Genomic DNA, 21,685 nt, shown 5'->3' on the forward strand with positions numbered 1-21,685 from the left:
CTGCCCATGTACGAATCCCCGAGTTGGTTGCATGAGTTGTGGGTGGCGCGGGAAGTGCTGTGGCAAGGCTTTCTGACCAGTGTCCAGGTGTCGGTGCTGGCGATTCTGCTCGGCACGCTGGTGGGTGTCGTCACCGGGCTGGTGCTGACCTACGGCAAATTCTGGATGCGCGCACCGTTTCGTTTTTATGTCGATGTGATTCGCGGCACACCCGTCTTCGTGCTGGTGCTGGCGTGCTTTTACATGGCGCCGGCGCTGGGCTGGCAGATCGGCGCATTCCAGGCCGGTGCGTTGGGGCTGACGCTGTTTTGCGGCTCCCACGTCGCCGAGATCGTGCGCGGAGCCTTGCAGGCATTGCCGCGCGGACAGATGGAGGCGAGCAAGGCCATCGGCCTGACCTTCTACCAGGCACTCGGCTATGTGCTGTTGCCCCAGGCGTTGCGGCAGATCCTGCCGACCTGGGTCAACTCGTCGACCGAGATCGTCAAGGCCTCGACCCTGCTGTCGGTGATCGGCGTGGCGGAATTGCTGCTCAGTACCCAGCAGATCATCGCCCGGACCTTCATGACCCTGGAGTTTTACCTGTTCGCCGGTTTCCTGTTCTTCGTCATCAACTACGGCATCGAGTTACTCGGCCGGCACATTGAAAAGCGGGTGGCTTTGCCATGACTCAGACTCAGACCAATACTCAAAACGGCCAACCCCTGCTGGACATTCGCGGCCTGCACAAACGTTACGACCAGCTCGAAGTGCTCAAGGGCGTCGACCTGAGCATGCAGCGCGGCAACGTGGTGACCTTGATCGGTTCCAGCGGCTCGGGCAAGACCACATTGCTGCGCTGCGTGAACATGCTCGAAGAGTTCCAGGGCGGGCAGATCCTGCTCGACGGTGAATCCATCGGCTATGACGAAGTTAACGGCAAGCGTGTGCGCCACCCGGAAAAAGTCATCGCCCGGCATCGCGCCATGACCGGCATGGCGTTTCAGCAGTTCAACCTGTTCCCGCACCTGACCGCGTTGCAGAACGTCACCCTGGGCCTGCTCAAGGTGAAGAAGCTGCACAAGGACGAGGCCGTGGCCCTGGCCGAGAAATGGCTGGAGCGCGTCGGCCTGCTGGAGCGGCGCGATCACTTTCCCGGTCAGTTGTCCGGTGGCCAGCAGCAGCGTGTGGCGATTGCCCGGGCGATTGCGATGAACCCGAGCCTGATGCTGTTCGACGAAGTGACCTCGGCCCTCGACCCGGAACTGGTCGGCGAAGTGCTGAGCGTGATCAAGGGCCTGGCCGAAGACGGCATGACCATGCTGTTGGTGACCCACGAAATGCGCTTTGCCTTCGAGGTCTCGGACAAGATCGTCTTCATGAATCAGGGGCGTATCGAAGAGCAGGGGCCGCCCAAGGAACTGTTCGAACGCCCGCAATCGCCACGACTGGCGGAGTTTCTCAAAAGCACGCGTTTTTGATCCTTCAATTTTCAATCAGGAGAAATACTCATGAGCATTACTCGTTACGGCACCGGCAGTACCGCCGCGGGCGGTCAGCCTCGCCCTTTCGCCCGCGCCGTTGAAGCCGATGGCTGGCTGCACGTTTCCGGGCAGGTGCCGGCGGTGGATGGCGAGATCATTACGGGCGGCATTGTCGAGCAGACCCACCAGACCATGAAGAACCTGATCGCGATTCTCGAAGAGGCCGGTTTCGGCCTGGAGGATGTGGTGCGTGCTGGCGTGTGGCTGGAAGATCCGCGGGATTTCACCAGTTTCAACAAGGTCTTCTCCGAGTACTTCAAACCCGAGCACGCCCCGGCACGGGCCTGCGTGCAGGCGAACATGATGGTCGACTGCAAGGTCGAGATCGACTGCATTGCGTACAAGAAAAAGGCCTGAGATTTGTGGTGATTGCATCGCTGGCAAGCCAGCTCCTACAAAGGCTGCGCAATACCTGTAGGAGCTGGCTTGCCAGCGATAGCGGCCTAACGGTCGCCACAGGACTCTAGGTAAACTCCCGGCATTTTAAAGGGGAACTGAAATGACCGAAGACACCATCAAGCGCCGGGCACGTGGTCTGGACCGGGCGTTCGATATCCTCGATTTCCTCAAGGAGATCGGCCAGCCCCTGCGCCCGAACGACATCGCCAACGGCATCGGCAGCCCCAAATCCACGGTCTACGAACTGGTGGCCTCGCTGCTGGAACGGCGGATCCTGGAGCCGGTGGGCAAGGACGGTCATGTCTACCTCGGTCGTCAGCTGTACTTTCTCGGCCAGGCCCACCTGCGCCATTTCGACCTGACCCGCGAGGCCGATCACGCCTTGCAGGACATCGTCAGCCAGACCCATGAAACCGCGCAGATGTGCCTGCTCAACGGGCGCAAATACACCGTGGCGCTGATGAAGGAAGGCGAGCGGCATTTCCGCATTTCCTCGGACATCGGCGAAAACGCGCCCATCCCCTGGACCGCTTCCGGGCGCCTGTTGCTGGCGCACCTGAGCGACCAGGAGATCGTCGACCTGATCGACCACGACGACTTCATCCTGCCCGATGGCGAACGCTTGGAGCTTGCGCAGTTCCTCAAGGAAATCCGTCAGGCCGGTATCGATGGGTTCTTTTCCTTCGATAGCGTCGCCGACACCTTTACCCATTGCTTCGCCGCGCCGGTCAAAAACCCCGACGGCGTGGCCATCGCGACCCTGTGCATCGTCGCCCCGCGGGCCGATGCGAAGAAAAACTACAACGACTACCGCCGGGTGCTGATCGCAAGCGCCAACAGCCTGGCCCGTCGCATCAACGAATAACAGCGGCTGCCTGCAGCCGCGTGACGAGGAGTTCGACCATGTCTTCTGCCCCCCATACTGCCAACGTGGATAAAGGCGCGGCGCCCATCGGTGCCAGCCTGGTGCGTGATGTCAGCCTGCCTGCGCTGGTACTGCACCGCGAGGCGCTGGAACACAACATCCGCTGGATGCAGGCGTTTGTCAGCGACAGCGGAGCGGAACTGGCGCCCCATGGCAAGACCAGCATGACCCCGGCGTTGTTCCGTCGCCAACTGGACGCCGGCGCCTGGGGCATCACCCTGGCCAGCGCCACGCAAACCCGCGCCGCCTACGCCCATGGCGTGCGCCGTGTCCTGATGGCCAACCAGTTGGTCGGCACGCCGAACATGGCATTGATCGCCGACCTGCTGGCCGACCCGACGTTCGACTTCTATTGCATGGTCGATCACCCGGACAACGTCGCCGACCTCGGCGCCTACTTCGCCTCCCGTGGCGTGCGCCTGAACGTGATGATCGAATACGGCGTGGTCGGCGGGCGTTGCGGTTGCCGCAGCGAACAGGAAGTGCTCGACCTGGCCAAGGCCATCGCCGCGCAACCGGCCCTGGCCCTGACCGGGATCGAAGGCTACGAAGGGGTGATCCATGGCGATCACGCCGTGACCGGTATCCGCGATTTCGCGGCGTCACTGGTGCGCCTGGCGGTGCAGTTGCAGGACAGCGGCGCCTTCGCCATTGCCAAGCCGATCATCACCGCGTCGGGTTCGGCCTGGTATGACCTGATTGCCGAGTCCTTCGAAGCACAGAACGCCGCCGGACGCTTCCTCAGCGTGCTGCGTCCCGGCAGTTACGTGGCGCACGACCATGGCATCTACAAGGAAGCGCAGTGCTGCGTGCTCGACCGTCGCAGCGACCTTCACGAAGGCCTGCGCCCTGCGCTGGAAGTATGGGCGCACGTGCAGTCGTTGCCGGAGCCAGGGTTTGCGGTGATTGCCCTGGGCAAGCGCGACGTGGCCTACGACGCCGGTTTGCCGGTGCCGTTGCGGCGCTACAAGGCGGGCGTGGTGCCGGCCAACGGCGATGACGTGAGTGCCTGCAAAGTCACCGCGGTCATGGACCAGCATGCGTTCATGACCGTGGCGCCGGGGGTTGATCTGCGGGTGGGCGACATCATTTCGTTCGGTACTTCGCACCCGTGCCTGACGTTCGACAAGTGGCGTGTCGGCTGTCTGGTCGATGAGCAACTGAACGTCATCGAGACCATGGAAACCTGTTTCTAAGGCTCAGGACCGAGGTGCCGCCATCGCCGGCAAGCCGGCTCCTACATTTCCCCTGTAGGAGCCGGCTTGCCGGCGATGGCGGCCGACCAGACAACATCGCAATACCAGAGACCCCACAACAATGAACACCATCAACACCCTCGGCCCCAACACCCCGCGCATCGCCCTGATCGGCGAATGCATGATCGAGTTGCAGCATCGCGCCGACGGCAGCCTGCAACAAAGCTTCGGCGGCGACACCTTGAACACGGCGGTGTACCTGTCCCGGGAACTGGGGACGAGCGGCACCGTGGACTACGTCACCGCCCTGGGCGATGACAGTTTCAGCGACGCGATGTGCCAGAGCTGGGCGGCGGAAAACATCGGCCTCGAGAGGGTCCAGCGCCTGCCCGGACGCCTGCCGGGTTTGTATTGCATCCAGACTGACGCCGCCGGTGAGCGACGCTTTCTTTACTGGCGCAATGAAGCGGCGGTACGCGACTGTTTCACCACCCCGGCGGCCGCACCGATCCTCGCGGCGCTGCCGGACTACGATGTGCTGTATTTCAGTGGTATCACCCTGGCGGTACTCGGCGTGCAAGGTCGGGAAAAACTCCTGGAAACCCTGATCGAAGCCCGCCAGCGCGATGCGCGGATCGTGTTCGACAACAACTACCGGCCACGGCTCTGGGCATCGGTCGAGGACGCCCGGGCGGCGTATCGCAGCGTACTGCCGCAGGTCGATCTGGCATTGCTGACGGTGGATGACGAACAGGCGTTGTTTGGTTATGCCGATGATGACGCGGTGTTTGCCGCGTATGAGCAGATGGGTACGCCGGAAGTGGTGCTCAAGCGCGGCGCCCAAGCGTGCCTGATTCGTTGTGATGGCGAGTCGTTCGAGGTGCCGGCGCAGAAGGTCGAGCGGGTGGTGGACACCACGGCGGCGGGGGATTCGTTCAGTGCTGCGTATCTGGCTTCGCGGCTCAAAGGAGGCAGCCCCGAAGAGGCCGCCGAGGCCGGGCATCGGTTGGCGAGTCGGGTGATTCAGGTGCCGGGGGCGTTGATCCCGAAGTAAGCGCTGAATGGCCGCTGGCTGCGCCATCGGATCGCTGGCAAGCCAGCTCCCACAGAGATTTTTGAGTTGCAATGGATTGCAGCCACACCCGCGACCACTGTGGGAGCTGGCTTGCCAGCGATAGGCTCTGAAGCCAACCACTCAATCCCGGTAAAATACCTGCACCAGGTGATAGCCGAACTTGCTCTTGATCGGGCCATGCACCACCCGCAGCGGTTTTTTGAAGATCACCGCATCGATCACGCCGACCATCTGCCCCGGCCGCACTTCGCCGAGGTCGCCGCCGCGCTTGCCCGACGGGCAGGTCGAATACTTCTTGGCCAGCACATCAAACGCTTCACCCTTGGCGATGCGTTGTTTGAGCTGCTCGGCTTCTTCCGAGGTTTTCACCAGGATATGGCGGGCTTGTGCTTTCATGGGGCGGTTACCTTGCAACGATACTGGCTATGTGGGTGGCAGTGGGGGGCGCGATTATGCCTCAACTCAGTCCGGTTGACCGATCATCGTGCGAATCTTGTTGGCCAGCAGGTCGATGGAAAACGGTTTGGTCACCATGTCCATGCCTTCTTCAAGGAAACCCTGGCGCTCGGCCGCGATCTCCGCGTAACCGGTCATGAACAACACTTTCAGTTCGGGACGATGCTGGCGGGCGATTTCTGCCAGTTGTCGGCCGTTCATGCCCGGCAACCCCACGTCGGTCACCAGCAGGTCCACCCGCAGGTCCGACTCCAGCACCGGCAGCGCGTCTTTGGCATCTTCGGCTTCATGGGCGCGGTAACCGAGTTCCCTGAGCAGGTCCAGTACCAGCATGCGTACCGCCGCATCGTCCTCGACCAGCATCACCGTTTCGCCGGCAATCGCCGCCGGCGCCTCGCCGACCACGGGTGACAGGACTTTTTCCGGCTCGGTCGAATGCAGGCGCGGCAGGTACAAACGCACGCTGGTGCCCCGTCCTGGCAAGCTGAACAGGCTGACGTGGCCCCCCGATTGCTGGGCAAAACCGTAAATCATCGACAAGCCCAGGCCGGTGCCCTGGCCGATAGGCTTGGTGGTGAAGAACGGGTCGAATGCCTTGGCCAGCACCGAGGGCGTCATACCGGTGCCGTTGTCGCTGACGGCAATCATCACGTAATCGCCGGCCTTGACCGGTTCCAGGGTCGTGATGTCGCTGCCGTCGAGGTACACGTTGGCCGTTTCGATCTGCAACTCGCCGCCCCCGGGCATGGCGTCCCGGGCGTTGATCACCAGGTTGAGCAGGGCGTTTTCCAGCTGACTGACATCGGTGTTGACCCGCCAGATGTTCTCGGCCAATTGCAGGCTGAGTTCAATGTGGTCGCCTTTGGTGCGACTCAACAGGTCTTCGAGCGAGCGAATCAGGTCGTTGGGGTTCAGGGGCGTGCGATTGAGCGACTGCCGCCGGGAGAACGCCAGTAAGCGATGGGTGAGGGCGGCGGCGCGGTTGGCCGAGGACACTGCCGCGTCGGTGAACCGGCCGATCTCGTTGGCGCGGCCTTCGGCGATGTAGCGCTGCATCAGGTCGAGGCTGCCAATGATGCCGGTAAGCATGTTGTTGAAGTCATGGGCGATGCCGCCGGTAAGCTGACCGACGGCTTCCATTTTCTGGGCATGGCGCAAGGCGTCTTCGGCACGCTCACGCTCGAACATCTCGTTTTGCAGACGCTCGTTGGCCTCGGCCAGTTGTCGGGTGCGGGCGGCCACCCGTTCCTCAAGGGTTTCGTTCAGGTTGCGCAGGGCTTCTTCGGTGTTTTTGCGTTCGGTTTCGTCGATCACGAAGATGTAGAAACCGTTGACCGCACCGTCTGCACCGTGGCGTGGCAGGTAATTCATCAAGGCCTGGCGGATGCTGCCGTCGCGGTGTGGCGTGCTGATGCTGAAACAGCAGGGTCGGCCGGACAGCGCCTCGGTGATGTACGGGGCGCGTAGTGCGTAGGCTTCTTCGCCGAGCACTTCAAGAATGGTTCGCCCATAAAGCTCTTGCGGCGTCAGCCCGTACCAGTCCAGGTATGCCGCGTTGTTGAGGCGAAAGCGTTCTTCGCGGTCGACGTAGCTGATCAGGATCGGCATGGCGTTGATGATCAGTTGCAGCTCGGTCTGGCTCTGGCGCAGGGCCTGTTCGGTGTGTTTGCGTTCCGTCAGGTCCAGGGCGGCGCCGAGGAATCGGATCGGCCGGCCGTGATGGTCCTTGTAGCAGCGACCGCGGGCAAACACCCAGCGCATCTGGCCGTCGGTTTGCAACAGGCGATATTCCTCGGCGTATTCGCTGCCGTGGGTGATGCAGTGCTTGATGCTGCGGGTGATCAGGGCGCGGTCCTGCGGGTGTACGCCGTGCAGGTATTCGCTGATCGGCAACTGGTTGGCCATGGTCGGGTCGACGCCGTGAAGCTGGGCAAAATGCGCATCGGCGATGAAACGGTCCTCGCTGATGTCCCAGTCCCAGGTACCCACCGCATCGGTGGCGGCGAGGGCCAGTTGCAGGCGTTCCTCGGTTTCACGCTGGGCCTTGAGGCTGGCCGCCGAGCGTTGTTCGAGTTCGAGGGCGATGCGCCGGCGTTCATTGGTTTCGATGGCGGTCACCAGGATCCCGGCCACCTCGGCACCTTCGTCGCGGATCGGGCTGTAGGTGAGGTCGAGCCAGAAGTCGGACTCCCGGCCCTCACGTTGCAGGGTAAAGCGCTGCTCACTGTAGGTTCGTACCTGACCTTGCAGGACGGCGCTGTAGATCGGGTCGGTAAAGTCTTTCAACTCTGGCCAGATCAGGTGTGTCGGTTGCCCGAAAGCCTGCGGATGCTTGCTTCCGGCGAGCAGGGCGAAGCCGTCGTTGTAGATCTGTGTCAGTTGCGAGCCCCATAGCAGCAGCATCGGCATCGGTGAGTGAATGACAATGTCCACGGCGGTTCGCAGGCTCTGTGGCCAGGTGCTGGCAGCGCCCAGCGGGCTGCTTGCCCAGTCGATCCGGGCGATCAGGGCCTGGGCATCGCTGGCGGTGGGTATTGCGTTCATCCGGGAGTCCTGCGCCTGAGTCGGTTTAGCTGGCGTCTATTCTTGCACAGGTGATCGATTGTGGAGGATCCATCATGGTGAACGGTCAAGCGACACAGAACCCTGTAGGAGCGAGCTCGCTCGCGATGGTCGTCAACGATAACGCGGGTTGGCAGGTGCCCCGCGGCGCTCTCGGGTTTATCGCGAGCAGGCTCGCTCCTACAAAAGAGCAACGGCCACGAAACCCTGTAGGAGCGAGCTCGCTCGCGATGGTCGTCAACGATAACGCGGGTTGGCAGGTACCCCGCGGCGCTCTCGGGTTTATCGCGAGCAGGCTCGCTCCTACAGTCAATCCTGGAGTTCGGGTCGATCGCGGTACTGCTCCAGCGCTTCGGGGTTGGCCAGGGCATCGGTGTTTTTCACCTTCTGCCCATGCACCACATTGCGCACCGCCAGTTCAACCACCTTGCCGCTGATGGTCCGTGGAATGTCGGTGACCGCGACAATCTTCGCCGGCACATGACGCGGCGTGGTGTTGGTGCGAATCGTCTGGCGGATCTGTTGCTGTAGCGCCTCGTCCAGCTCAAGCCCGTCGCGCAAGCGTACGAACAGCACCACCCGCACGTCATCCTGCCATTGCTGACCGATGGCCACGCTGTCGAGCACCTGCGGGATCTTTTCCACCTGGCGGTAGATTTCCGCCGTGCCGATGCGCACACCGCCGGGGTTGAGCACGGCATCGGAGCGGCCGTGAATCATCATCCCGCCATGGGGCAATTGTTCGGCGTAGTCGCCCTGGGCCCAGATGCCGGGGAACAGGCTGAAATAGGACTGGCGCAGCTTTTCGCCATCGGCATCGTTCCACAGGCCAACGGGCATCGCCGGGAAGTGCCGGGTGCAGACCAGTTCGCCTTTTTCGCCGATCACCGGCTGGCCGGCGTCGTTCCATACCTCGACGGCCATGCCCAGGCTCTTGCCCATGATTTCGCCACGCCGCACTGGCGACACGGGGTTGCCGTTGACGAAGCACGAGACGACGTCGGTGCCGCCGGACATCGAGGCCAGGCACAGGTCAGCCTTGAAATCGCGATAAACAAAGTCGTAACTCTGCGGCGACAGCGCCGAGCCGGTGCACAGCAACGTCTTGAGGCTGCCCAGGTCATGGCTTTCACGGGGCTTGATGCCGTTGCTTTCCAGGGTGGCGAGGTATTTCGGGCTGGTGCCGAAGACGCTGATCCCTTCGTCGTCGATCAGGTCGATCAGGCGTTGCGGGTCAGGATGGAGCGGCGAGCCGTCGTACAGCACCACCGCACTGCCTACCGCGAGGGCCGAGACCAGCCAGTTCCACATCATCCAGCCGCAAGTGGTGTAGTAGAACAGACGCTCGCCGGGGCCGAGATCGCAGTGCAGGCCGTGTTCCTTGACGTGTTGCAGGAGTACGCCGCCGGTGCTGTGGATGATGCATTTGGGCACGCCGGTGGTGCCGCTGGAATAGAGGATGTACAGCGGATGGGCGAAGGGCACCGGGACGAAAACCGGTTCGCCGCCGGGCGCGTAGAAATCGTCCCACAGCGTCACGTTGGCTGGGGTGCGGAAGTCTACGATGTGCGCCTGAGGCCGCGCATACGGAACCACGATCAACTGTTGCAACGACGGCAGGCGTTCGAGGATTTCGTTGACCTTGGCCGTCTGGTCGATCTCTTTGCCGGCATAGCGGTAGCCGGCGCAGGTCACCAGCACTTTCGGTTCGATCTGGCCGAAACGGTCAACCACCCCTTGGGTGCCGAAGTCCGGTGAAGAACAGGACCAGACAGCGCCAAGGCTGGTGGTGGCGAGCATGGCCACCAGGGTTTGCCAGGTGTTGGGCATGCACGCGGCGACCCGGTCACCCACACCGACGCCGGCGGCGATCAAGCCGTTTTGAAAGCCGGCGACATGCTCTGCCAGCTCGGCCCAGGTCAAATGTTCACGCTGACCGTTTTCGCCAACGGCTACCACGGCGATCGCATCATCGCGGCGCTGCAGCAGGTGTTCGGCAAAGTTCAGCGTGGCGCCGGGGAACCACTGGGCGCTGGGCATCTGCGGGCCTTCGAGCAGCACGGCGTCGGGTTGTTCGTGGAAACGGATGTCGAAGAAATCGACGATGGCCTGCCAGAAGTCGGGGCGTTGCTCGATGGACCATTGGTGCAGGGCCGGGTAGTCGTCAATCTTGAGGTGATACCGCTGATTGATGAAGCGCCGGAAGGCCTCCATGCGGGTCTTGCCGATGCGTTTGACGTCGGGTTGCCAGAGGATGTCGGACATGGTTTGCCTCTTCTTTTTTATGCTTTCACACAAGCTGATGTGGAGCAGGCTTTTGTGGCTAGGTGTGGCAGGGGAGCTTGTGTGGCGAGGGGGCTTGCCCCCGTTCGGCTGCGTAGCAGTCGCAAAACCAGGCAACCGGATTTGCCAATGATACTTATAGGGCGGCTTCGCCACCCAACGGGGGCAAGCCCCCTCGCCACAGGGTTAGAGGCTGATCACTGCGCCAACCACCCACCATCCACATTCCACGCCGCGCCCCGCACCTGGCTGCCGGCGTCGCTGCACAAAAACAGCACCAGCTCACCCAGTTGCGGCGGTGTCACGAACTCCAGCGATGGCTGCTTTTCGGCGAGCAAATCATGCTGCGCCTGCTGTGGATCAACCCCACTCGCGGCACGATCGTCGATCTGTTTCTGCACCAGTGGCGTCAGTACCCAGCCTGGGCAGATCGCGTTGCAGGTGACCTGGGTGGTCGCGGTTTCCAGGGCGACCACTTTGGTCAAGCCGATCACCCCGTGCTTGGCGGCGACATAGGCTGACTTGCCCACCGAACCGACCAGGCCATGCACCGAGGCAATGTTGATGACCCGGCCCCAGCCCTTGGCGCGCATGCCCGGCAGGCTCAAGCGGGTGCTGTGGAACACCGACGACAGGTTGATCGCGATGATCGAATCCCAACGCTCCACCGGAAACTCGTCCACCGCTGCCACGTGTTGAATGCCGGCATTGTTGACCAGAATATCGACGCCACCGAAGTCACGCTCGGCGTAGGCGATCATGTCGGCAATCTGTGCCGGGTCGCTGACATCGGCCGGGTGATGGCCGACCTTGCCGCCGAACTGTTCCACCTCGGCAATAACTTTGGATGCATCGCCAAATCCGTTGAGGATCAGGTTGGCCCCGGCCTTGGCCAGGCTGAGGGCGATCCCCAGGCCGATGCCGCTGGTGGAGCCGGTGACCAGTGCGGTCTTGCCCGAAAGAGTCGTCATGAATACCTCACACAATGCCAGTGGCGTAGAAAGTGCCGATCACCACGAAAACCGCCAGGGTCTTGATCAGCGTAATACAGAAAATGTCTTTGTAAGCCTCGCGGTGGGTCAGCCCGGTGACCGCCAGCAGGGTGATTACCGCACCGTTGTGCGGCAGGGTGTCCATGCCGCCGCTGGCCATCGCGGCGACCCGGTGCAGCACTTCCAGCGGAATGTTCGCCGCATGGGCGGCGCTGATGAACTGCTCGGACATGGCCGCCAGCGCAATGCTCATGCCGCCCGAGGCGGATCCGGTGATGCCGGCCAGCAGGGTCACGGTAATCGCTTCGTTGACCAGTGGATTGGGAATGCTCTTGAGCCAGTCGGCCAACACCAGAAAGCCCGGCAGGGACGCGATCACCGCGCCGAAACCGTATTCCGAAGCGGTGTTCATGGCCGCCAGCAGCGCCCCGCTGACCGCGCTTTTGCTGCCTTCGGCGAGTTTGCTGCGAATCGCCTGGAAGCCAAACACCAGCACCATGAGGATGCCGACCAGCAAGGCTGCCTGTACCGCCCAGATCGCCGTGAGCTTGGCGATTTCCGTGGTCACCGGCGCGGCCATGCCTGGCAGCGCGAGACTGTGGGTCTTGCCGTACACCTGCGGAATCCAATGGGTGAACAGCAGGTTCATGATGCCTACCGCCAACAGTGGCGACAGCGCGAGCCACGGGTTGGGCAGCTTGAGGTCGGCGGCGGTTTCCGGTTCGTTGCGCAGGTCGCAGCCATAACCTTCACCGGCGCGCTGTGCCTTGTTGCGTTGGCGCTGGAGAAACAGCATGCCGGCACAGAACACGAAGATCGTGCCGATCACGCCCAGCCACGGCGCCGCCCAGGCAGTGGTGTTGAAGAAGGTGCTGGGGATGATGTTCTGGATTTGTGGCGTACCGGGCAGGGCGTCCATGGTGAACGAGAACGCGCCCAGGGCAATGGTCGCCGGAATCAGGCGCTTGGGGATGTTGCTCTGGCGGAACATTTCAGCGGCAAACGGGTAGACCGCGAACACCACCACAAACAGCGACACGCCGCCATAGGTGAGCAGGGCGCAGACCAGCACGATCACCAGCATCGCCTGGCGGGTGCCGAGCAGACGAATCGCCGCCGCGACGATGGAGCGCGAGAAACCGGACAGTTCGATCAGCTTGCCGAACACTGCGCCGAGCAGGAACACCGGGAAATACAGCTTGATGAAACCGACCATTTTTTCCATGAACACCCCGGTGAAAGCGGGGGCGACGGCAGAGGGGTCGGTGAGCAGGACGGCGCCGAGGGCGGCAATCGGGGCAAAAAGGATAACGCTATAGCCACGGTAGGCAGCCAGCATCAGCAGCGCGAGGGCTGCCAAGGCAATGATCACACTCATGGTGTGTCTCCTGGGTTGTTATTTTTGTAGGGTGAAGCTTGGTAGGAGATGCGTATAGCGAGTTTTGTGCCAGATACTTAAGCTATTGAAATATAAGGATATATTTGTATTTTTGTGAATTTTCTGGGTGGTTTTGTCTCAATTTGGAGACATATGTTGGCTGTACTGGCCTCATCGCTGGCAAGCCAGCTCCTACAGGGGATTGCGTAAACCTGTAGGAGCTGGCTTGCCAGCGATTCGCGCGCAGCGCGTCCTATAAAGGAGAATTGTGTCTCTTTATAGAGACTCAACAATCCCCAGCGCCGCCATCTTCTTGTACAACGTCGACCGCCCCAGCCCCAATCGCGCCGCCGCCTCAATGACTTTGCCCCCGCATTGCGCAAGGGTCGTTTCGATCAGTTGCCGGTCGAATCGCTCCCGCGCCGCACTGAAGGTTTCATGGGTAACGGGCTCCTGGGCCAGGGGCGTCACGCGTTCCACCGGGGTGAACGTACCAATCGCCGCGCGGATGTCTGCCGCCGTCAGGCGCAAGTCATCGCTGAGCAGCGCCGCGCGCTCCAGCACATTGCGCAATTCGCGGATGTTCCCCGGCCAGGCGTGTTGCCCCAGCAATTCCAGGGCCTCGTGGTGCAGTTCATGCTGGCTGCGCAGTTCCTCGAGTATCGCTTCACTGAGCGCCGGCACGTCATCGAGGCGGTCGCGCAGGGGCGGAACCTGGATCGGCAGCACGTTGAGGCGGTAATACAAGTCGGCGCGGAACTCGCCGCGTTTGATCGCCGCTTCCAGGTCGGTCGAGGTCGCGGCGATCACCCGCACATCGCTCTGGATCACTTCGTTGGAGCCTACCGGCTCGAATTCCTTTTCCTGCAACACCCGCAGCAGTTTGCTTTGCAGGGGCAGCGGCATGTCGCCGATTTCGTCGAGGAACAAAGTGCCGCCCTGGGCAATCTGCAATTTGCCGGCGCGGCCCTTGCGGTCGGCTCCGGTAAACGCGCCGGGGGCGGTGCCGAAGAATTCGGCCTCCAGCAGTGATTCGGGAATCGCCGCGCTGTTGATACTGACAAACGCCTTGTGCGCGCGGGGCGAGGCATTGTGGATGGCCTGGGCCAACAACTCCTTGCCGGTCCCGGTTTCGCCGAGCAGCAGTACCGGCGATTCGGTACTCGCACTGCGCCGGGCGCGGCGTTTGACTTCCAGGCTGGCGGCGCTGGTGCCGATGAAATGGGCAAAGTTGTATTTTGTCTGCCGCGCGCGCAGCAGCGAGCGGGTGGAAGCCAGTTCTTCCTGCATGCTCATATAGCGCTTGAGCATCGGCGACAGGCTGCGCAGTTCGTCGAACAGGGCAAAACCGATGGCGCCGATCACCACACCGGCATCGTCGTGAATCGGCAGGCGCATGACCACCAGCGGCTCTTTTGGGGTGTCTTGCATATCCAGCAGAATCGGCCGGCCGGTGCGCACCACTTCACGCAACAGGCTGCCGGGAATCACGCTTTCGCAGGGCTTGCCGATCGCCACTTGCGCCGATTGCAGGCCGAAGCGTCGGGCATAGCGCTCATTCATCCAGACGATGTTGGCATCGCGGTCGACAATCACCGTGCCCTCGCTCGATTGCTCGATGATCTCGAACAATGAACGGATCGCCAGCAGGCGAACGCGCTGGTAGTCCTTGAGGCTTTCGGTGGTGTTCATGGGGGCTGATCCTGATTATGTTTTGCCTGTACCGGCCTCTTCGCGAGCAAGCCCGCTCCCACAGGGGATTTGTGAACGACACAGATCAACTGTGGGAGCGGGCTTGCTCGCGAAGGCCGCGCCGCGGTCCAACGACAAGATTATGCCTGCCCCAACAACGCCGCCGCCAACAGCTCCTTGGTGTAGGGATGCTGCGGTGAGTCAAACACCTCATGGCTGGCGCCGCGTTCCACCACCTTGCCGTCCTTGATCACGATCATGTCGTGGGCCAGGGCGCGCACTACCGCCAGGTCGTGGCTGATGAACAGGTAGGTCAGGCCGTGTTTTTCCTGAAGCTGGCGGAGCAGGGCGACCACCTGTTTCTGCACCGTGCGGTCCAGCGCCGAGGTCGGTTCGTCGAGCAGGATCAGCGCCGGCTTCAGTACCAGTGCCCGGGCGATGGCGATGCGCTGGCGCTGGCCGCCGGAAAATTCGTGTGGATAGCGATGGCGACTTTGCGGGTCGAGGCCGACTTCGCTCAGTGCGCGGATCACTTCGGCGTTGCACTCTTCAGTGCTCAACTGGCTGTGCACTTCCAGGCCTTCGCTGATGATCTGCGCTACTGACATTCGCGGGCTGAGGCTGCCGAAGGGGTCCTGGAACACCACCTGCATCTTCTTGCGCCACGGCCGTAGCTGTTTTTGCGTCAGGCCGTCCAGCGCCTGGCCCTGAAAACGGATGCTGCCTTCGGAGTCGAGCAAACGCAGGATCGCCTGGCCGAGTGTGGACTTGCCCGAACCGGATTCACCGACAATGCCCAGGGTCTTGCCGCGTTGAATGTTCAGGCTGATGCCATCGACGGCACGCAGCCAGGTCTTGCGCTGGAACAGGCCGCCACTGACGGGAAACCGCACCTGCAGATCGTTCACCTCCAGTACGTTTTCGCGCTCGTCCCGGGGCAAGGCTTCGCCCTCGGGTTCGGCGTGCAGCAATACGCAGCTATAAGGGTGCTTCGGTTCGGTGAACAGGGTTTCGCACGGCGCTTGCTCGACGATTTCCCCGGCCTTCATCACACACACGCGCTGGGCGATGCTGCGCACCAGGTTCAGGTCGTGGCTGATCAGCAGCAGCGACATGCCCAGCCGTTGTTGCAGGGACTTGAGCAGCAGCAGGATCTTGCGCTGCACCGTCACATCCAGCGCGGTGGTCGGTTCGTCGGCAATCAGCAGTTCCGGTTCGCACGCCAGGGCCATGGCAATCATCACCCGCTGGCGCTGCCCGCCGGACAATTGATGGGGATAGGCCTTGAGGCGCTCCTCGGGTTTCTGGATGCCCACCAGGTGCAACAGTTCGAGGATCCGCGCCTGCGCCGCTTTGCCCGCGAGGCCTTTGTGCACCAGCAAGGTTTCGCCGATCTGTTTTTCGATGCTGTGCAGCGGGTTCAGGGACGTCATCGGTTCCTGGAAGATCATCGCAATGCGATTGCCGCGCAGTTGTCGCAACTTGCCGGCATCGGCACCCACCAGTTCCTGGCCGCGATAGCGGATGCTGCCCGTTGTCCGGGTATCGGTTTGCGGCAGCAGTTGCAGGATCGAATGCGCCGTCACCGACTTGCCCGATCCCGATTCGCCCACCAGCGCCAGGCATTCGCCGGGGCGGATGTCCAGACACAGATTGCGCACCACGGTCTGGCCGCTGAAGGCCACGCTGAGGTCACGGATTTCGATCAGGTTGGTCATTGCAGCCGTCCGCTCAAGATCTCGGATCGAAGGCGTCTCGCAACGCCTCGCCGATAAACACCAGTAAGGAAAGAATCAGCGCCAGGGTGAAGAACGCCGTCAGGCCCAGCCACGGCGCCTGCAGGTTCTGCTTGCCCTGACCGATCAGTTCACCCAGGGAAGCGCTGCCTGCCGGCATGCCGAAGCCGAGGAAGTCCAGTGCCGTCAGGGTGGAAATCGCCCCGGTGAGAATGAACGGCAGGTAGCTCAAGGTCGCGTTCATGGCATTGGGCAGAATGTGCCGGACGATGACTTTGCGATCGGTCAGGCCCAGCGCGCGCGCGGCCTTGACGTATTCCAGGTTGCGCCCGCGCAGGAACTCGGCGCGCACCACGTCCACCAGGGCCAGCCATGAAAACAGTGCCATGATTCCCAGCAGCCACCAGAAATTCGGCTCGACGAAACCCGACAGGATGATCAGCAGGTACAGCACCGGCAACCCGGACCACACCTCCAGCAGGCGCTGGCCGAGCAAATCCACCCAGCCCCCGTAATAGCCTTGCAGGGCCCCGGCCGCGATGCCGATCAGCGCGCTGACAAACGTCAACATCAAGGCAAACAGGATCGACACCCGGGCACCGAAGATCACCCGGGCCAGAACGTCCCGCGCCTGGTCGTCGGTGCCCAGCCAATTGACGCTGGTGGGCGGACTTGGAGCGGGTTTGTTCAGGTCATAGTTGGGCGTGTCGTCACTGAATGGAATCGGTGGAAAGAGCAACCAGCCACCATCCTTCTTGATCAGCTTCTGCACATAGTCGCTGCGGTAGTCGGCCTGGAACGGCAGTTGCCCGCCGAACTCCTGTTCGGTGTGGCGCTTGAACACCGGGAAGTACCACTGGCCTTGATAACTGACCATCAGCGGTTTGTCGTTAGCGATCAGTTCGCCGCCCAGGGTCATCAGGAACAGGCCGACAAACAGCCAGAGCGACCACCAGCCCCGACGGTTTTTCTTGAAACGCTCGAAGCGTCGGCGCGCCAGCGGTGAAAGCTTGAGCATCAGGCGTTCCTCGCGGCGAAGTCGATACGCGGGTCGACCAGGGTGTAGCAGAGGTCGCCGACCAGTTTTATCAAAAGGCCAAACAGGGTGAAGATGAACAACGAGCCGAACACCACCGGATAGTCCCGGGATACCGCTGCTTCGTAACTCATGCGGCCCAGGCCGTCGAGGGAGAAGATCACTTCGATCAGCAGGGAGCCGGCAAAAAACACACTGATGAACGCCTGGGGAATGCCCGACACCACCAGCAGCATGGCGTTGCGGAACACGTGTCCATAGAGCACCCGTCGTTCACTCAAACCCTTGGCCCGGGCAGTGACCACGTACTGGCGGGTGATTTCATTGAGGAACGAGTTCTTGGTCAGGATGGTCAGCGTGGCGAAACCGCCAATCACCAGCGCGGTGACCGGCAACACCAGATGCCAGAAGTAATCGGCCACTTTGCCCAGGGTCGACAGCGATTCGAAGTTGTCCGAGACCAGTCCGCGAACGGGAAACCAGTTCAGCGAAGTGCCGCCGGCAAACACCACGATCAGGAACATCGCAAACAGGAACGCCGGCATGGCGTAGCCGATGATGATCGCGGTACTGCTCCAAATGTCGAAATGGCTGCCATGGTGCACGGCCTTGCGGATGCCCAGGGGAATCGACACCAGGTAAGTGATCAGCGTCGCCCAGAGTCCGAGGGAAATGGTCACGGGCATTTTCTCGAGGATCAGGTCGGTGACCGTGGCGCCACGGAAGAAACTCTTGCCGAAGTCCAGGCGCGCGTAGCTGGTGAGCATCAGCCAGAGGCGTTCGTGTGCCGGTTTATCGAAGCCGTACTGTTTTTCAATGTCCTTGATCAGCTGCGGATCGAGCCCGCGACTGGCCCGGGACTTGCCACTGATGGATTCGCCGGAGCCGCCGCCAACCGCGGCGCCACCGATGCCCTGCAAGTGTGCGATGGCCTGTTCGACCGGGCCGCCCGGCGCGGCCTGGACGATGACAAAGTTGACCAGAAGTATGATCACCAGCGTCGGGATGATCAGCAGCAGGCGCCGCAGTATGTAAGCCCACATCAGTGCGGCCCTCCGGGTTTGCCACGGCTGATACGCTCGGCCGTCATCTGTTGGTTGGTCAATGGCGTGGTGCTCATCTCCCACCAGCTCTCGATGGCTTCGTCATTGCTCGCTTGCACGTTCGGGATGCCGAAGCGGTTCCACCACACCGTCGAGGTGCCCGGCGGGTAATAGTTGGGAATCCAGTAGTAATTCCATTGCAGCACCCGGTCCAGGGCATGGGCGTAATGCAGCATGTCAGCCTGGGTATTGGCCCGGATCAGCCCGGTGATCAGGGTGTCCACTGCCGGGTTCTTCAACACCATGTAGTTGTTGGAGCCCGGGTCGGTGGCCGCCTCGGAACCGAAGTAATTGAGCAGTTCGTTTCCCGGAGAGGTGGTGACGGGGTAGCCGGTGACGATCATGTCGTAGTCGCGGCTCATCAGGCGATTGACGTACTGGGACGAGTCGATGCGACGGATATTGAGGTCGATGCCGATCTGTTTCAGCGTGCGTTTATAGGGCAGCAGCAGACGGTCCATGCCGTTCTGGCTGACCAGGAAGGTGAAGCTCAATGGCTCGCCGTCGGCATTGACCAGTTGGTCGCCATCGGGTTTCCAGCCGGCCTGTTCGAGCAAGTCCAGGGCCTGCAACTGCTTGTCGCGAATCACGCCGCTGCCATCGGTCTTCGGCGCCTCGAACACCTGGGTGAAGACTTCGTCGGGAATCTGCCCGCGCAGCGGTTCGAGAATCGCCAGCTCCCCGGCATCCGGCAGTTGTCGGGCGGCGAGATCGGTGTTGGAGAAAAAGCTCTGCTGGCGAATGTACATATCACGCATCATCTGCCGGTTGCTCCACTCGAAGTCCCACAGCATCACCAGCGCCTGGCGCACGCGACGGTCCTGGAACATGGGCTTTTGCAGATTGAACACAAAACCCTGGGCTGGCTGCGGTGCCTCGGTAGCGAGGTGGGCTTTTTGCAGGCGACCGTCGCTCAGGGCCGGGCTGTCATAGCCGATGGAATAACCGGTGGCGGAAAATTCCCGGTTGTAATCATAGGCGCCACCGCGCAGGACCTGGCGCGCCACGTCGGTATCGCCAAAGTACTCGATGCTGAAATGATCGAAGTTGTACAGGCCACGGCTGACCGGCAGGTCCTTGCCCCACCAGTCGGGATTGCGCTCGAAGGTGATGCTGCGCCCGGAATCGATCTTGCCGACTTTATAGGGGCCGCTGCCCAACGGCGCTTCATAGCCGCCGCCACTGGCGAAATCGCGAGTCTTCCACCAGTGTTCGGGAAACACCGGCAGGGTCGCGATATCCAGCGGCAGGGTGCGATTTTCGTTGTTCTTGAAATCGAAGCGGATAGTCAGCGCAGATTCCACTTCTACCCCTTTGACGTCGGCGAACTGGGTGCGGTAACGCAGGCTGCCCTGGGTCATCAGCAGGTCGAAGGTATAGCGCACATCTTCGGCGGTAATGGCTTTGCCATCGGCAAAACGCGCCTTGGGATTGAGATAAAAACGCAGTGACAGGCCGTCCTCGGAACGCTCCATCTTCTCTGCCACCAGGCCATACACAGTGTACGGCTCGTCCAGCGAGCGCTGGGCCAGCGGCGAATAGAGCAAGCCGTCAATCTGGGTGACGCCGATGCCTTTGTCGATGTAAGGCAAGACATGGTCGAACTGCCCGATTTCGATCGCCGATCGCCGCATCGTGCCGCCTTTGGGGGCCAGCGGATTGGTGTAGGCGAAATGACTGAAGCCGGCAGGGTATTTTGCCGGTTCGCCGTACACGGTCATTGCCGGTTGCGGTGCCGCATTCACACCTGCGGCACCCGACAGCAGGGCCACGGCCGTGAACAACAAGGTAGGGAAAGCCAGTCGCATTGTCAGCCTTAGAGCCGGGTAGTCGTTAACGACAATTTGTACGCTAGCGGCGCGTCCCTCGCCAGCCGAATTACGCGCGCGAAACACAACGGCCCACCAAAAGGCGGGCCGTTGTGTGAATAGCTCAAGCGTCGATCAGTCCTGACGGCTGGTCACTTCCAGCAGGTGGTAACCGAACTGGGTCTTGACCGGGCCCTGGACCACGTTGAGCGGCGCGCTGAAGACCACGGTGTCGAATTCCTTGACCATCTGGCCTGGACCGAACGAACCCAGATCACCGCCCTGGCGGCTGGAAGGGCAGGTGGAGTTTGCCTTGGCAACGTCGGCGAAATCGGCGCCAGCCTCGATTTGGGCCTTGAGTTCGTTGCACTTGGCTTCCGAGGCAACCAGGATGTGACGGGCAGTGGCTTTGGCCATGGAAAAATACTCCTTTCAATATTCGGTAAAGTGCGGAGCCTACCGGATTCAGTGAGCTATTTCTCCTCAAAGTTCCGTTCCATGCGGGATTCACGGTGGGCAGTCCCTCACAGGCCGGCGGCGTTCAAGCGCTCGGCATGCTGGACATACAGTTCGACCGGGTCGACACCTGTGCGCAACTGGCCCGTCGGTTGGCCAATGGTGTCCAGATGATCCAGCGCATAGTCGGAACGGATAACCGTGCCCAGGTGAGAACTGAAGCGACCGACAAAACCGTCGTTCTGCCCGGCTTCCGTGACGAAATAGCCAGAAAGGGCCCGACAGAAAGCGTTGAGCGGATCGAGCGCATTGAGCCCTTCCTTGGCCACATTCGACTGCAACACGCCGCTCCACGAGTAGTAACGAACACCGTTGACCCGTTCGAGCCCCTTGCCACCCCAGGTGGCGGGCAGCCCTTGCGGGTATTTGTCGTTGAATACGCCTACGCCTTCGGTGGTCAGTGCATTGAGGGCGGCAATGGCGTTCTGCGGCTGGTACTGGTTGTCGCTCAGGGTCGCGAGGAAGTCGGCGAAGAGGGTCACTACCGTCTCGGCCACATGTTCCGGCAGACGGCCCGGTGTCAATGCCTTGCGCAGGAAATCGGCGAGCTCCGAGCCATGGTTCGGCCCGCTGACGGAAGTCACCGACGCCACACTGTGTGGCGCAATCGCTGCGGCATAGCGTGCGGCCAATGCACCCTGGCTATGGCCGATGAGGTTGACTTTGCGTGCACCGGTTCCTTCCAGTACCCGCTCGACCTGCATGAGCAATTGGTTACCGCGTACTTCGTTGTCATGGATGGCCGACAAGTGGGGAACGAACACCCTTGCTCCGGCGTTCCTCAGCGCCTGCCTGATGTCGTGAAACAGCTCGAACTTGCCGATTCTTTCGAAGCCGAAAAGGCCATGGATCAGCAGTATTGGATAACGAGTGCTTGCATTCCTTTGCATATTCACACCTTTGCACAGAAGTTCGTCGGGACTGCATGGCGCTTCACTCTAAAACACTCGAGGTTGGCGCGATGTATGAAAAGTCCGCCGGAACTTGCGGAAAGCGGAATAGAGC

Annotated in this window: 18 protein-coding genes; 6 read left to right on the forward strand and 12 right to left on the reverse strand. The window is 61.7% G+C overall.

Going from position 1 to position 21,685, the window contains the following annotated elements:
• The first annotated feature begins 6 nt into the window (after nt 1–6).
• From AB7M25_RS13870 to AB7M25_RS13895, 6 genes are all read left to right on the forward strand, one after another.
• Nucleotides 7–669 carry an amino acid ABC transporter permease gene (locus AB7M25_RS13870; protein ID WP_104448356.1) on the forward strand — a complete coding sequence of 221 codons (663 nt, stop codon included), beginning with the start codon at nt 7–9 and terminating at the stop codon, nt 667–669.
• On the forward strand, nt 666–1,460 hold the full coding sequence (locus AB7M25_RS13875; protein WP_429388983.1) for an amino acid ABC transporter ATP-binding protein: 795 nt from the start codon (nt 666–668) through the stop codon (nt 1,458–1,460). The genes AB7M25_RS13870 and AB7M25_RS13875 overlap by 4 nt, the downstream gene beginning before the upstream one ends.
• Nucleotides 1,461–1,490: 30 nt before the next feature.
• A complete protein-coding gene (locus AB7M25_RS13880; protein WP_046038467.1) occupies nt 1,491–1,880 on the forward strand; it encodes a RidA family protein in 390 nt (129 codons plus the stop codon).
• Between the two features lie 142 nt (nt 1,881–2,022).
• Nucleotides 2,023–2,787 carry an IclR family transcriptional regulator gene (locus tag AB7M25_RS13885; protein WP_102702095.1) on the forward strand — a complete coding sequence of 255 codons (765 nt, stop codon included), beginning with the start codon at nt 2,023–2,025 and terminating at the stop codon, nt 2,785–2,787.
• Between the two features lie 38 nt (nt 2,788–2,825).
• Nucleotides 2,826–4,043, forward strand: coding sequence for an amino acid deaminase (locus AB7M25_RS13890; protein WP_429388980.1), 1,218 nt, complete (start codon nt 2,826–2,828; stop codon nt 4,041–4,043).
• A gap of 121 nt (nt 4,044–4,164) precedes the next feature.
• Nucleotides 4,165–5,097, forward strand: coding sequence for a sugar kinase (locus AB7M25_RS13895; protein WP_429387689.1), 933 nt, complete (start codon nt 4,165–4,167; stop codon nt 5,095–5,097).
• A 141-nt stretch (nt 5,098–5,238) separates the two neighbouring features.
• On the opposite strand, the gene AB7M25_RS13900 is transcribed toward AB7M25_RS13895, so the two are convergent.
• From AB7M25_RS13900 to AB7M25_RS13955, 12 genes are all read right to left on the reverse strand, one after another.
• Nucleotides 5,239–5,514, reverse strand: a complete 276-nt coding sequence (locus AB7M25_RS13900) for a peptidylprolyl isomerase (protein ID WP_007898282.1) — start codon at nt 5,512–5,514, stop codon at nt 5,239–5,241.
• 66 nt (nt 5,515–5,580) lie between these two features.
• A complete protein-coding gene (locus tag AB7M25_RS13905; protein WP_454237471.1) occupies nt 5,581–8,118 on the reverse strand; it encodes a PAS domain-containing protein in 2,538 nt (845 codons plus the stop codon).
• 327 nt (nt 8,119–8,445) lie between these two features.
• Entirely contained in the window at nt 8,446–10,401 is a 1,956-nt protein-coding gene (locus AB7M25_RS13910) for an acetoacetate--CoA ligase (RefSeq protein WP_454237472.1), read from the reverse strand.
• Between the two features lie 215 nt (nt 10,402–10,616).
• Nucleotides 10,617–11,390 carry a 3-hydroxybutyrate dehydrogenase gene (locus tag AB7M25_RS13915; RefSeq protein ID WP_429519362.1) on the reverse strand — a complete coding sequence of 258 codons (774 nt, stop codon included), beginning with the start codon at nt 11,388–11,390 and terminating at the stop codon, nt 10,617–10,619.
• A gap of 7 nt (nt 11,391–11,397) precedes the next feature.
• The gene (locus AB7M25_RS13920; RefSeq protein WP_429387679.1) at nt 11,398–12,789 is read right to left on the reverse strand and encodes a GntP family permease; all 1,392 of its coding nucleotides are present in this window, start codon (nt 12,787–12,789) and stop codon (nt 11,398–11,400) included.
• A gap of 276 nt (nt 12,790–13,065) precedes the next feature.
• Nucleotides 13,066–14,481, reverse strand: a complete 1,416-nt coding sequence (locus tag AB7M25_RS13925) for a sigma-54 interaction domain-containing protein (RefSeq protein WP_429387676.1) — start codon at nt 14,479–14,481, stop codon at nt 13,066–13,068.
• Between the two features lie 140 nt (nt 14,482–14,621).
• A complete protein-coding gene (locus AB7M25_RS13930; protein ID WP_429387674.1) occupies nt 14,622–16,199 on the reverse strand; it encodes an ABC transporter ATP-binding protein in 1,578 nt (525 codons plus the stop codon).
• 13 nt (nt 16,200–16,212) lie between these two features.
• Complete coding sequence (locus AB7M25_RS13935; protein ID WP_007974697.1) at nt 16,213–17,235, reverse strand: ABC transporter permease; 1,023 nt, start codon at nt 17,233–17,235, stop codon at nt 16,213–16,215.
• Complete coding sequence (locus AB7M25_RS13940; protein ID WP_429387673.1) at nt 17,235–18,296, reverse strand: microcin C ABC transporter permease YejB; 1,062 nt, start codon at nt 18,294–18,296, stop codon at nt 17,235–17,237. The genes AB7M25_RS13935 and AB7M25_RS13940 overlap by 1 nt, the downstream gene beginning before the upstream one ends.
• Nucleotides 18,296–20,164, reverse strand: coding sequence for an extracellular solute-binding protein (locus AB7M25_RS13945; RefSeq protein ID WP_429519358.1), 1,869 nt, complete (start codon nt 20,162–20,164; stop codon nt 18,296–18,298). The genes AB7M25_RS13940 and AB7M25_RS13945 overlap by 1 nt, the downstream gene beginning before the upstream one ends.
• A gap of 135 nt (nt 20,165–20,299) precedes the next feature.
• Complete coding sequence (locus AB7M25_RS13950) at nt 20,300–20,581, reverse strand: peptidylprolyl isomerase (protein WP_007974703.1); 282 nt, start codon at nt 20,579–20,581, stop codon at nt 20,300–20,302.
• Nucleotides 20,582–20,688: 107 nt separating this feature from the next.
• Entirely contained in the window at nt 20,689–21,570 is an 882-nt protein-coding gene (locus AB7M25_RS13955) for an esterase/lipase family protein (protein WP_429387668.1), read from the reverse strand.
• Nucleotides 21,571–21,685: the final 115 nt, after the last annotated feature.

The sequence above is a fragment of the Pseudomonas sp. AP3_22 TE3818 genome (assembly GCF_053628995.1).